This is a genomic window from Streptomyces sp. NPDC019224, from assembly GCF_040632605.1.
Classification (GTDB): Bacteria; Actinomycetota; Actinomycetes; order Streptomycetales; family Streptomycetaceae; genus Streptomyces.
Genome location: NZ_JBEYCF010000013.1, coordinates 115,766 through 128,021, shown reverse-complemented (window position 1 = coordinate 128,021; position 12,256 = coordinate 115,766). Strand labels below are relative to the sequence as shown.

The window sequence follows — 12,256 nt, the reverse complement described above, 5'->3', positions numbered from 1 at the left end:
GCTCCCACGTCCGCGCGGGGCCCTCCGGGGGAGCTGCGATTCTGCCCGCCACCGGCGTAAAGGTCTACACCACAGGTGGCATCGCTTCCACGACGCGGCGGCATTGCACGGGAGCCGGGGCGGCTGCTAAGTAGGTCTCGGCGTACGGGTCTTGATGGTCCAGATCTTTAGTCGCCGCGTGCCACTCCCCGTCGAGCCGCCCCGCCCGCCCAGCCGCAAGGAGCCGTCCCGCATGTCGCGTACCGCAACCGAGATTGCCACCCAGCCCGGCTGCTGGCGGCGTGCCGCGCAGGCGGGCGCGGAGTTCGAGGGCCTGCCGAGACCGGGCGAGCGCGTCGCGGTCACCGGCTGCGGCACCTCCTGGTTCATGGCCATCGCCTACGCGGCGCTGCGGGAGGCCGCCGGACAGGGCGAGACGGACGCGTACGCCTCCTCGGAGTTCCCCGTCGGACGGCCGTACGACCGGGTGGTGGCGATCACCCGGTCCGGTACGACGAGCGAGGTGCTGGCGCTCCTGGGCGAGCTGCGCGGGAAGACCGCCACCGTCGCGCTGACGGGAGACCCGAAGACGCCCGTCATGGAGGCCGCCGACGCGGTGGCCGTACTGGACTGGGCGGACGAGGAGTCGGTGGTCCAGACCCGGTTCGCCACCACCGCGCTCGCCTTCCTGCGGGCGGGCCTGGAAGCGGCCGGTCCGCTTCCGGCGGGCGTGAAGACGGTCGCCGAGGCGGCGGTCGACGCGGAGCTGGCGGTGACCGAACCGCTGGACGAGGCGGTCGTCGCGGCCGAGCAGTGGACGTTCCTGGGGCGCGGCTGGACCTACGGCCTGGCCCAGGAGGCCGGGCTGAAGATGCGCGAGGCGGCGGGCGCCTGGACCGAGTCGTACCCGGCGATGGAGTATCGCCACGGCCCGATCGCGATCACCGGGCCCAACCGGGTGGCCTGGGTCTTCGGCGCCCTCCCCGAGGGACTGGCCGGCGAGGTGACGGCGGTCGGCGGCACCCTGGTCGCCCACCGCTCGGCGGACCCGATGGCCGACCTGATCCGCGCGCAGCGGCTCGCGGTGGCCCTCGCCGAGTCGAAGGGATACGACCCCGATCACCCCCGTAATCTCTCGCGCAGTGTGATCCTGCCGGAGTAGGGCCGCCGGGGCCGGGGGCGGCCGAGGGGCGCCGCGCCTCTCCCGGGCGGCCTTCCCGGCGAACCGGGCCGTTCCCCGTAACCGGTACCGGGATTTTGTATGGACGCGCAACAAACAACGATAGTGGACTAGACCTTTTGGGGTCCCCCGGGCGAAACTGTTTCCCGTGAAACACGTCATCGCCCTCGATGTGGGCGGCACCGGAATGAAGGCCGCACTGGTCGGGGCCGATGGCGCCCTGCTCCACGAGGCACGGCGCGCGACCGGCAGAGAGCGCGGCCCCGACGCCGTCGTGGAGTCGATCCTCGCCTTCGCCGCCGACCTGCGCGCCCACGGCGAGAAGCACTTCGGCGAGAGCGCCCTCGCGGCCGGCGTCGCCGTGCCCGGCATCGTCGACGCGGAGAAGGGGATCGCCGTCTACGCGGCGAACCTGGGCTGGCGCGACGTGCCCATGCGCCGGCTGCTCGGCGAACGGCTCGGCGGCGTGCCCGTGGCGCTCGGCCACGACGTCAGGACCGGCGGACTCGCCGAGGGCCGGATCGGCGCCGGCAAGGGCGCCGACCGCTTCCTGTTCATCCCGCTCGGCACCGGGATCGCCGGGGCCATCGGCATCACCGGCTCGATCGAGGAGGGTGCCCACGGCTACGCCGGCGAGATCGGGCACATCGTGATCCGACCGGACGGCCCGGAGTGCGGCTGCGGCCAGCGCGGCTGCCTGGAGACCCTGGCCTCCGCCTCCGCCGTCAGCCGCGCCTGGGCGGCCGCCTCCGGCGACCCGGCCGCGGACGCCGCCGACTGCGCCAAGGCCGTCGAATCGGGCGACCCGAAGGCCGTCGCGGTGTGGCGCGACGCCGTCGACGCGCTCGCCGCCGGGCTCGTCACCGCGCTCACCCTGCTGGACCCGCGCACGCTCATCATCGGTGGCGGGCTCGCCGAAGCCGGGGAAACCTTGTTCACACCACTCCGTGCGGCCGTCGAGGAACGCGTCACGTTCCAGAAGCTGCCCCACATCGTCCCGGCGGCCCTCGGGGACACCGCCGGATGCCTGGGCGCAGGGCTGCTCGCCTGGGATCTTCTCTCCACGGAGGTATCCGCCTGATGGCCGGACGCGCAGACAGCACCGTTCTCGCAGGGGCCCGGGTGGTACTGCCCACCGGCACCGTCGAGGACGGCCGGGTGACCGTCGAAGGCACCCGCATCTCCGGCGGCCGGGCCGAGGGCGCCCCCGTCCTAAACCTCTCCGGCCACTGGATCGTCCCCGGCTTCGTGGACCTGCACAACCACGGCGGCGGCGGCGCCTCCTTCACCTCCGGCACCGTCGACGAGGTCCTCACCGGCGTCCGCACCCACCGCGAGCACGGCACCACCACCCTGGTCGCCTCCACGGTCACCGGCGAGATGGACTTCCTCGCCGAACGCGCCGGCATCCTCTCCGAGCTCGTCGAGCAGGGCGACCTCGCCGGCATCCACTTCGAGGGCCCCTTCATCTCCCCCTGCCGCAAGGGCGCCCACAGCGAGGGCCTGCTGCGCCACCCGGACCCGGCAGAGGTCCGCAAGCTGATGGACGCCGCCCGCGGCACCGCGAAGATGTTCACGCTCGCCACCGAACTGCCCGGCGGCATCGACTCCGTACGGCTGCTCGCCGAGCACGGCGTCATCGCGGCCATCGGCCACACCGACGCCACGTACGAGCAGACCGTCGAGGCGATCGACGCCGGTGCCACCGTCGCCACCCACCTCTACAACGCGATGCCGGCCATCGGCCACCGCGCGCCCGGCCCGATCACCGCCCTCCTGGAGGACGAGCGGGTCACCGTCGAGCTGATCAACGACGGCACGCACCTGCACCCGGCCGCGCTCGGACTGGCCTACCACCACGCCGGCGCCGACCGCGTCGCCCTGATCACGGACGCCATGGACGCGGCCGGCTTCGGCGACGGCCGCTACCAGCTGGGCCCGCTCGCCGTGAACGTCGAGAACGGCGTCGCCCGCCTCGTCGAGGGCGACTCCATCGCCGGCTCCACCCTCACCCTGGACACCGCCTTCCACCGGGCCGTGACCATCGACCGCATCCCGGTCGAGGACGTGGTCCGGTCCATCTCCGCCACCCCGGCCCGCCTCCTCGGCGTGTACGACAGGGTCGGCTCGCTGGAGCCCGGCAAGGACGCCGACCTGGTCGTCCTGGACGAGGGCTTCCGGCTCAAGGGCGTCATGCGCAAGGGCGAGTGGATCGTCCGGCCCGAGACCGCCCGATAACACGCGGAACAACGCGAATCGCGTACATAACGAAGAGACGGCGGTTGGCCCCGAGGGCTGGGCCGACCGCCCCCTCTTTGACATGATCGCCTGGGAAACCAGCACGGAAAGCGCCTTCCGGCAAGGAAACAGCGCTCAGCACGGATCAAAAGCGAAGGGGCGGCCGCGGTGATCCTCACGGTCACGCTGAACACGGCACTCGACCTGACCTACGGCGTCCCCGAACTCGTACCGCACTCCAGCCACCGGGTCACCGACCTCTCGCAGCGCCCCGGCGGCAAGGGCCTCAACGTCGCCCGCGTCCTCACCGCCCTCGGCCACGACACCGTCGTCACCGGCTTCGCCGGCGGCGCCAACGGAGCCGTCCTGCGCGACCTGCTCGCCGCGCTCCCCCCGCAGAAGGCCACCCTCACCGACGCGCTCGTCCCCGTCTCCGGCGACACCCGCCGCACCCTCGCGGTCGTCGACGCGGCCACCGGCGACACCACCCAGTTCAACGAACCCGGGCCGCACGTCACCGCCGACGAGTGGACCGCCTTCCTCGACACGTACGCCGGCCTGCTGGAGAGCGCCGACGCGGTCGCCCTGTGCGGCAGCCTCCCGCCCGGCATCCACGTCGGCGCCTACGGCGAACTCGTCCGGCTCGCCCGCACCGCCGACGTCCCCGTCCTCCTGGACACCAGCGGCGAACCGCTGCGCCGGGGCATCGCCGCCCGCCCCGACCTGATCAAGCCGAACGCCGACGAGCTCGCCCAGCTCACCGGCTCCCGCGAGCCCCTGCGCGCCACCCGCGACGCCCGCCGCCGCGGCGCCCACGGCGTCATCGCCTCACTCGGCCCGGACGGCATGCTCGCGGTCACCCCCGACGGCGTCTGGCGGGCCTCGCCGCCCGCCCCCGTCAAGGGCAACCCGACCGGAGCGGGCGACTCCGCGGTCGCCGGACTGCTCTCCGGCCTCGTGGAGTCCCTGAGCTGGCCGGACCGGCTGCGCCGGGCGGTGGCCCTGTCGACGGCGACCGTGCTGGCCCCCACCGCGGGCGACTTCGACCGCACGGCGTACGAGGAGCTGCTGCCGAGCGTCGCCGTCGAGGAACAAGGACCAGGAGCGGTCTGAGGACCGCGCCAGAAGCGGGGCCCGCCCCGCGCACCACACCGGGCCCGCCCGCCGGGCCCGGGGAAACACACAGAGGTCAGCAATGCCGCTCGTCAGCACCGGTGAACTCGTCTCCGCCGCCCAGGCCCGGGGACGCGGGATCGCCGCCTTCAACGTCATCACGCTGGAACACGCGGAGGCCATCGCCACCGGCGCCGAACGCGCCGGCGCCCCCGCCATCCTCCAGATCTCCGAGAACGCCGTGAAGTTCCACGGCGGCCGGCTCACCGCCATAGCCGCCGCGGCCGCCGCCGTCGCCCGGACCTCCAGCGCCCCCCTCGCCCTGCACCTCGACCACGTCGAGTCCGTGGACCTGCTCCACCGGGCCCACGACGAGGGCTTCGGCTCCGTGATGTTCGACGCCTCCAAGCTCGCTTACGAGGACAACGTCCGGGCCACCGCCGAGGCCGTCGCCTGGGGCCACGAGCGCGGCATCTGGATCGAGGCCGAACTCGGCAAGGTCGGCGGCAAGGAGGGCGAGGCCCCGCTCGACGCCCACGCCCCCGGCGTCCGCACCGACCCGGACGAGGCCGCCGCGTACGTCGCCGCCACCGGCGTGGACGCCCTCGCGGTCGCGGTCGGCTCCTCGCACGCCATGACCGAGCGCACCGCCGCCCTGGACCACGAGCTGATCGGCCGGCTGCGCGCCGCCGTCCCCGTCCCGCTCGTCCTGCACGGCTCCAGCGGCGTCCCGGACGACGAGATCCGGCAGGCCGTCGCCGCCTCCGGCATGGTCAAGATCAACGTCGGCACCGCCCTGAACACCGCGTTCACCGGAGCCGTCCGCGCCCACCTGGCCGAGAACACCACGGGCGTCGACCCCCGCAAGTACATCGCCCCCGGCCGCGAGGCCATGGCCGCGACGGTCGCCGGCTTCCTCGCCCTGATGGGCTGATCCCGGACCGGGAAACGCGCCGGCCCCCTCGCCCGGAGGCGAGGGGGCCGCAATGCCGTGGGCACCGGTCAGCGGGTCTGGTGACCGGCCTTCAGCGACAGCTGGTCCAGGTTGGCGTCGCACTGATCGCCCTCGTTGCACGAGATCATCAGCGTGTTCGAGCCCTTGACGAGGTTGACGTAGGCGTACGTCGTCGTCCAGCCCTTCTCCAGGTCGCCCTCGGGAGCGTTCGCGAAGTTCTTCATGTTGATGGAGCGCGGCGCCTCGGCGTTGACCGTCAACGACGTCCTGGCGTCCTTGCCCGGCACGCCGTACGTCACGAACAGCGTGTACTCACCGGCCTCCGGCACCTCCACCGACCAGGTCGCCGACCGGCCCACCTGGTTGAGGTTGATGTACTGCCCGCTCGCGCTCTTGGCGCCCTTCACCGAGTTGTCGAGCTGCGCCGTGCCGCCCAGCTTCAGCGCGGCCGCGTCCTGCTTCGGCAGCTCGGCCGGGGCCGACGAGCTCTGGGACGGCTCCGGCGTCGGGGACTGCTCGACCTGGTTGCCCGGGCCCTCGGAGGACGTCGCCTCGGCCTTCTTGTCCTTGTCGCCGTCGTCCGTCATCAGCGCCGCGCCGATGCCGATGAGCACCACCGCGACCACCGCGACCGCGGCGATCAGCAGGCCCTTGGTGTTCGGACCGCCCTTGCCGGAGCCGCCCGAACCGCCGCGCCCGCCCTGCTGCGACGCCTGGCCGGCGGCCGCGCCCCCGGGATACGTCTCCGGAGCGGCGTACTGCGGGTTCGGCCGGCCGTACGGGCCGTTCTGCTGGGCGTACTGCCCGTTCGGCCGGCCCTGGGGCGCCTGAGGGGGATACCCGTACGCCTGCTGCTGCGGCGCCTGCTGCCCGTACTGGCGCTCGCCGACGGTCCGCACCTGGTTGTACGAGGTCCGGGGCACACCCGGCTGGGCGGCGGGACCCGGGTAGCCGTAGCCGCCCTGCCCCGGCGGCTGCGCACCGGCAGCCTGCCCGTCCGCGTAGAGGTAGCCGAACGGATCGTCGTCCTCGGGTGTGCTCGCGCCGTTGTTACCGGCCATCCCTGGGTCACTCCTCACCATGTCGCCAGCCGTCGCCGAATAGCGCCGGCCCTCGCCGACCGGCCGAGCCTACCTCGAATGGACGATGTCAAGAATTGACGCGCATCACCGCGGGAATCCCGGCGGAACAGCGCGGACGAACATCAGCCGGCCCTGCGGTGAACCTTCGACCTCGACCGCTTCTCGATGTACATCCGCTGGTCGGCGGAGCGCAGCACCTCTTCCGCGGTCATCCCGCAGGCCGCCCAGCCGATGCCGAAACTCGCCCCGACCCGCACCGCGCGCCCGTCGACGCGAATGGGCGGAATGATGGCATTTCGCAGACGGACGGCCAGGTCAGCCGCGTCCGCCGCGCCCAGGCCGTCCGCGAGGACGACGAATTCGTCACCCCCGAGCCGGGCGACGGTGTCCCCGTCCCGCACACACGTGGTGAGCCGGCGCGCCACCTCGATGAGAACCGCGTCACCCGTGTGGTGCCCGAACCGGTCGTTGATCGACTTGAAGCCGTCCAGGTCGCAGAAGAGGACCGCGAGCCCCTTCGCACCGTCGTCGCGTGCCGTGTCCGGCGCCACCGCGTGCACATGGTGGTCGAACGGGTGGGCCCCCGAACCGCCCACCGGCGCGTACCCCCGGAGCTCGTCCCCGTCCCCGTATGCCGCGTCCAGCGCCTCCACGTCGGTGGTCGCCGCGGCGTCCGGCCGGGCGCACAGCCGGGCGCCGAGCCGGGTCCGCAGCTCCGCGCTGTTGGGCAGCCCGGTGAGCGCGTCGTGCGAGGCGCGGTGCGCGAGGTTCAGCTCGTGGCGCTTGCGCTCCTCGATGTCCTCGACGTGCGTCAGCAGGAACCGCGGCCCGTCCGCGGCGTCCGCGACGACGGAGTTGCGCAGCGACACCCACAGGTACGAACCGTCCCGCCGGCCCAGGCGCAGCTCGGCACGACCGCCCTCGGCGGAGGTACGGAGCAGGGTGCCGATGTCCTCGGGGTGGACCAGGTCCGCGAAGGAGTACCGGCGCAGCACCGAGGCCGGGCGGCCGAGCAGCCGGCACAGCGCGTCGTTGGTCCGCAGCAGCCGCCCCTGCTGGTCGCCTCCCAGCTCCGCGATCGCCATGCCGCTGGGGGCGTACTCGAAGGCCTGGCGGAAGGATTCCTCACTGGCCCGCAGCGCCTGCTGCTCGCGCTCCAGCCGGACCAGGGCCCGCTGCATGTTGGCCCGGAGGCTGGCGTTGCTGATCGCGATGGCGGACTGCGAGGCGTACATCTGGAGCGCCTCGCGTCCCCAGGCGCCCGGGCGGCGTCCGTTGCGCGGCCGGTCGACGGATATGACGCCCAGGAGGTCCGCGTCGCAGCCGGAGGCGTACATCGGGGCGTAGAGCCGGTCCTGCGGGTGCCACTCGTCCTCGAAGCGGGGCTCGGGGCCCTCCGTGTACCACTGCGGCACGTCGTCGTCGAGGAGGACCCAGCCCTCGGTGTGCGGTATGAAACGCAGCTCGTTCCACGCCTCGCCCATGGCGAGCCGGCGCTCCCAGGAGTCGCGGGAACCGACCCGGCCGGTGATCAGGGCCTCGGCCGCGTGGTTCCCCGCCAGGGCGGCGACGACGAGATCGCCGTCGGGGCGGACGATGTTGACGCAGGCGAGCTCGTAGCCGAGGTTGGCGACGATCCCGTCGGCCACGGTCTGCAGGGTGTCGGCCAGACTCCGCGCCGTGTTGAGATCGGCGACGGCCTGGTGCAGCTTCCGCATCGTCGCGAGACGGACGTAGGGCTCCGACTCGGCGTCCATCGCTCGCACTCCCCGAGACCTCGACAGCACTCCAGAATTCATATCGACGTACGTGACGTACTTACTGCAGTGTCCTCGCAACTGAATCACAGCGAGCTGTGCACCCGGTACACAGGGTCAGCAAATATCGCACTCTGTGACTCAAGTCACAAATGAGCGCGGGGTGATGAGAGCAGGTCAGCGGCCCTGTGGTCCTAGGACCCGGCTGGTCCCCTGGCCCGATGCGGGGGCACGGCACGCCCGGCTAGCGTTCCGGATGTGTTGCAGACGAAGCCCCCCACCCCGCGTACCGAGCCCGTCCCCCATGCTGAGGGGGTGAGCAACGAAGAGTTCCGGGCCGCCCTGTCCCGGCTGGCGGCCGGCGTGGTGCTGGTCACCGCCCAGGAGCCGCCGCTCGACGAGAACGGGCGCGGCGAGGACGTCGGGATGACCGCGACCGCCTTCATGTCGGTCTCCCTGGACCCGCCGCTGGTCATGGTGAGCCTGCGCAACGACTCCCGGATGGACGACCTGCTGGCGGAGCAGCCGCTGTGGGCGGTGTCCGTGCTGGCGGAGAGCCAGCGGCACATCGCCGGACGGTTCGCGATGAAGGGCCGGATCAGCGACCGGCTGCTCTTCGAGGACATCCCCTACGTACGCGGCGAGGTCACCGGCGCCCCCCTGGCGGGCGGCGCGCTCGCGACGCTGGAGTGCCGCACGGAGCAGCGCGTGGTGGCGGGCGACCACACCCTGGTGATCGGCCGGGTCCTGACCGCGCAGGTCCCGAGCGGCGACGGCGGCCCACTGACGTACTTCCGGGGACGCTACCGGCACCTGGGCTGAGGTCACCGACCCGCAGGGGGCCGTCGGGGAACGCGCAGGCGGGCCCGTCGGGGGCGCAGGTCCCCTGGGGGACGACGCAGGCCGGCCCTCGGGGGGTTGCAGGCCCCGGCCCCTCGGGGGGTGCAGGCCGGCCCTCGGCGGGACGCCGGGGAATTGCAGGGGCGGGCCCGTCGGGGGGCGGCCCGCAGCCAGGGACGGCACCGGCAGCCGCCACCGCGCGTACGGCCGGCCGGCCGCTCCGCGCCCGGGCCCTACCAGTCGCGCCCCGCGCGACCCCGCTTGGTCTCGCCGCGCTGCTTCTTCTCCCGCAGCCGGCGCTCGTTGATCCCGCGAGGAACCTTCCGCTTCACGCGCGGCCTGGGCGGCGGGGCGGACGCCTCCGCCAGCAGCGCCGCAAGCCGTACGGCGGCCGTCTCGCGGTTGCGCCACTGGGAGCGGTGCTCGGAGGACCGGACCGCGATCACGCCGTCGGTGAGCCGTCCGGCCAGCCGCTCCAGCGCGCGTTCCTTCCACACCTCGGGCAGCGCCTCGGTGGCCGCGAGGTCGAAGCGCAGCTCCACCTGGGAGTCGCTGGTGTTGACGTGCTGCCCGCCGGGCCCGGAGGACCGCGAGAAACGCCACATCAGTTCGGCCTCCGGCAGGGAGACCGAACCGCGGATGACATAGGGCCCGGACATGACACCCATGTTCCCCGCCCCACCAGGTGTTCGTCACCTTCTTTTGCCGCGCCGCGGCCCCTTCGGTAAAGAAAGCAAAGGCGGGCGGAACCTCTCGGTCCCCTGTCGGCGTTATGACCTGTGACGGTAGCTTCGTGACCGCGAAGCCCGCACCCGACAGATGAAAGGGACTTCCCATGGCAGTAAGCCTGTCCAAGGGCGGCAACGTCTCCCTCACCAAGGAGGCCCCCGGCCTCACCGCCGTCACGGTCGGCCTCGGCTGGGACGTCCGTACCACCACCGGCACCGACTTCGACCTCGACGCCTCCGCGATCGCGGTCAACGCGGGCGGCAAGGTCTACTCCGACGGACACTTCGTCTTCTTCAACAACAAGGCGACGCCGGACCAGACCATCGTGCACACCGGTGACAACCTCACGGGTGCCGGCGAGGGCGACGACGAGCAGATCAACGTCAACCTGGCGGGCCTGCCGGCCGACGTGGACAAGATCGTCTTCCCGGTCTCGATCTACGACGCCGAGACCCGCAGCCAGAACTTCGGCCAGGTGCGCAACGCCTACATCCGCATCCTCAACCAGGCCGGCGGCGCCGAGATCGCCCGCTACGACCTGAGCGAGGACGCCGCCACCGAGACCGCCATGGTCTTCGGCGAGCTGTACCGCAACGGCGCCGAGTGGAAGTTCCGCGCCGTGGGCCAGGGTTACGCCTCCGGTCTGCGCGGCATCGCCCAGGACTTCGGCGTCACCCTCTGACACCCGGTCCCTGACGTCTCGTACGTCCGTACGTCCGTTTCACGGGAGCCCCCGGCCGAACGTCCTGCGGCCGGGGGCTCCCGTGCACGGCCGCACCAGGCCGTCGAAGCCCAGCCGCCGGGCCCGCCCCGCCCGCGTCAGGAAACCCGGTCAGCCGTCCAGGGCCGGCCGGTCCCTGCCGTACAGCCACGCCTTCCACAGCCCCGACAGATCCTGCCCCGTCCGCTCCTCCACGTACGCCGTGAAGTCCGCCGTCGACGCGTTGCCGTGCCGGTACTTCTCCGTCCACCCCTTCAGCAGCGCGAAGAACTCCTGGTCGTCGTCGACCGCCTCGCGGATCCTGTGGATCACCATCGCCCCGCGCCCGTACACCGGATCGTCCGAGATCCGCGCGGCGGACGGCGGATCGGCGGGCGGGAACGCCCAGTTGTCCTCGTCCTCGTAGGCGTCCTCGAACGACTCCTCCGCCGGGGTGCCCCCCTTCTCCTCCTCCCACAGCCACTCCGCGTACGTCGCCGGACCCTCGTTCAGCCACATGTCGCGCCAGCTCTCCGGCGTGACCGAGTCACCGAACCACTGGTGCGCCATCTCGTGGACGAGCAGCCCGACGCTCGGCGGCCCGGGGAAGAACGGCCGGTTCTGCGTCTCCAGCGCGTACCCCGCGTCGCCCTCGCGGTCCACGATCGCGCCCGTCGCCGAGAACGGATACGGACCGAAGTGCTCCGCCTCCCACGCCACCACCTCCGGCACCCGGGCGACCGTCCGCGTGCTCGCCTTCGCCACCTCGGGGTCCACGGCCGTGAACACCGTGATGCCGCCCGCCATCGTCGACGCCCTCGTCTCGAACCGCCCGACGGCCAGCGTCGCGAGATAGCTCGCCATCGGCTCGGCGGTGTGCCAGCGGAAGGTGGTCCGGCCCCTCTCCGTCACCGGCCGCCCCGCCAGCACGCCGTTGGAGACCGCCGTAAGACCCTTCGGCACGGTGACCGTCAGGTCGTACGCGGCCTTGTCGCCCGGGTGGTGGTTGCCGGGGAACCAGGCCATCGAACCGGCCGGCTCACCGAGGGCCACCGCCCCGTCGTCGGTCGGCAGCCAGCCCTCCTCGGACTCGTCCGGGTCCGTGATGGTCTTCGGGGAGCCGGAGTAGCGCACGATGGTGCGGAACGTCTCGCCCTCGCGCAGCCGGTCCTCGACCTTCGCGTCCGTACGCAGCGTCAGCTCGCTCCCCGCCCGGTTCACGGCGGCCGGCCGCCCCTCCACGGTCGCCGAGTCCACGGTCAGCCCCGCCAGGTCCAGATTGAACGAGCTGAGGTCCTGAGTGGCCCGCGCGGTGATCTCGGCCTTTCCTCGCAGTGTCCGCCCGCCCGGGCCCACGTCGAGCGTGAGGGCGTAGTGCGTGACGTCGTAACCGCCGTTGCCCAGCTTCGGGAAGTACGGGTCGCGCGCACCGGCGGCGCCCGGCCTGCCCTCGACCCCGCCGGAACAGGCGGGCGCGAGGAGGGCGAGGACGAGCAGCGGAAGGGCGGCGCGGGCCGCCCTCCGGCCTGCCGGGGTTCGATGATCCACACAGATGATCCTATGTGCGGAATGTCATGATCCGGGTGGGCTGGGCCGACGCCACAGCACCGCGATCCCCGGGGGCCGTCCGCGCGGTGCGAGGCACACTGCGACGGCGACGAGGAGGCGGGCGCTCATCACGCG

General features: G+C 72.7%; 11 protein-coding genes. 7 read left to right on the top strand and 4 right to left on the bottom strand.

Features of this window, described 5'->3' with window-relative positions:
* Window positions 1-232 precede the first annotated feature (232 nt).
* The 5 genes from ABZ564_RS11585 (at window position 233) to ABZ564_RS11565 (ending at window position 5,444) form a co-directional block, all read left to right on the top strand.
* A complete protein-coding gene (locus tag ABZ564_RS11585; protein ID WP_360853422.1) occupies window positions 233-1,141 on the top strand; it encodes a sugar isomerase in 909 nt (302 codons plus the stop codon).
* Window positions 1,142-1,307: 166 nt separating this feature from the next.
* On the top strand, window positions 1,308-2,240 hold the full coding sequence (locus tag ABZ564_RS11580; RefSeq protein ID WP_360853419.1) for an ROK family protein: 933 nt from the start codon (window positions 1,308-1,310) through the stop codon (window positions 2,238-2,240).
* Complete coding sequence (nagA, locus tag ABZ564_RS11575) at window positions 2,240-3,397, top strand: N-acetylglucosamine-6-phosphate deacetylase (protein WP_360853416.1); 1,158 nt, start codon at window positions 2,240-2,242, stop codon at window positions 3,395-3,397. The genes ABZ564_RS11580 and nagA overlap by 1 nt, the downstream gene beginning before the upstream one ends.
* Before the next feature lie 168 nt (window positions 3,398-3,565).
* Entirely contained in the window at window positions 3,566-4,510 is a 945-nt protein-coding gene (locus ABZ564_RS11570) for a 1-phosphofructokinase family hexose kinase (RefSeq protein WP_360853412.1), read from the top strand.
* Window positions 4,511-4,592: 82 nt separating this feature from the next.
* The gene (locus ABZ564_RS11565; protein ID WP_360853409.1) at window positions 4,593-5,444 is read left to right on the top strand and encodes a class II fructose-bisphosphate aldolase; all 852 of its coding nucleotides are present in this window, start codon (window positions 4,593-4,595) and stop codon (window positions 5,442-5,444) included.
* A 68-nt stretch (window positions 5,445-5,512) separates the two neighbouring features.
* On the opposite strand, the gene ABZ564_RS11560 is transcribed toward ABZ564_RS11565, so the two are convergent.
* Both ABZ564_RS11560 and cdgB read right to left on the bottom strand, forming a co-directional pair.
* Window positions 5,513-6,526: a carbohydrate-binding protein gene (locus ABZ564_RS11560; protein ID WP_360853406.1), complete on the bottom strand. Its 1,014-nt coding sequence runs from the start codon at window positions 6,524-6,526 to the stop codon at window positions 5,513-5,515.
* A gap of 143 nt (window positions 6,527-6,669) precedes the next feature.
* Window positions 6,670-8,304 carry a diguanylate cyclase CdgB gene (gene cdgB, locus ABZ564_RS11555; protein ID WP_360853402.1) on the bottom strand — a complete coding sequence of 545 codons (1,635 nt, stop codon included), beginning with the start codon at window positions 8,302-8,304 and terminating at the stop codon, window positions 6,670-6,672.
* Between the two features lie 315 nt (window positions 8,305-8,619).
* On the opposite strand from cdgB, the gene ABZ564_RS11550 reads away from it, so the two are divergent.
* The gene (locus ABZ564_RS11550; protein ID WP_360853399.1) at window positions 8,620-9,126 is read left to right on the top strand and encodes a flavin reductase family protein; all 507 of its coding nucleotides are present in this window, start codon (window positions 8,620-8,622) and stop codon (window positions 9,124-9,126) included.
* 251 nt (window positions 9,127-9,377) lie between these two features.
* Here the strand turns inward: ABZ564_RS11550 and arfB are convergent, their stop codons facing one another.
* On the bottom strand, window positions 9,378-9,812 hold the full coding sequence (gene arfB / locus ABZ564_RS11545; protein WP_360853396.1) for an alternative ribosome rescue aminoacyl-tRNA hydrolase ArfB: 435 nt from the start codon (window positions 9,810-9,812) through the stop codon (window positions 9,378-9,380).
* Window positions 9,813-9,979: 167 nt separating this feature from the next.
* Between arfB and ABZ564_RS11540 the strand changes: the two genes are divergently transcribed.
* A complete protein-coding gene (locus ABZ564_RS11540; protein ID WP_360853393.1) occupies window positions 9,980-10,555 on the top strand; it encodes a TerD family protein in 576 nt (191 codons plus the stop codon).
* Between the two features lie 150 nt (window positions 10,556-10,705).
* Here ABZ564_RS11540 and ABZ564_RS11535 read toward each other — a convergent pair whose 3' ends face one another.
* Entirely contained in the window at window positions 10,706-12,121 is a 1,416-nt protein-coding gene (locus tag ABZ564_RS11535; protein WP_360853390.1) for a M1 family metallopeptidase, read from the bottom strand.
* Window positions 12,122-12,256 lie beyond the last annotated feature (135 nt).

Coding starts and splice junctions, on each gene's coding strand:
- ABZ564_RS11585 (WP_360853422.1), top strand. CDS start 233: ATGTCGCGTACCGCAACCGAGATTGCCACCCAGCCCGGCTGCTGGCGG.
- nagA (WP_360853416.1), top strand. CDS start 2,240: ATGGCCGGACGCGCAGACAGCACCGTTCTCGCAGGGGCCCGGGTGGTA.
- ABZ564_RS11565 (WP_360853409.1), top strand. CDS start 4,593: ATGCCGCTCGTCAGCACCGGTGAACTCGTCTCCGCCGCCCAGGCCCGG.
- ABZ564_RS11560 (WP_360853406.1), bottom strand. CDS start 6,526: ATGGCCGGTAACAACGGCGCGAGCACACCCGAGGACGACGATCCGTTC.
- cdgB (WP_360853402.1), bottom strand. CDS start 8,304: ATGGACGCCGAGTCGGAGCCCTACGTCCGTCTCGCGACGATGCGGAAG.
- arfB (WP_360853396.1), bottom strand. CDS start 9,812: ATGGGTGTCATGTCCGGGCCCTATGTCATCCGCGGTTCGGTCTCCCTG.
- ABZ564_RS11540 (WP_360853393.1), top strand. CDS start 9,980: ATGGCAGTAAGCCTGTCCAAGGGCGGCAACGTCTCCCTCACCAAGGAG.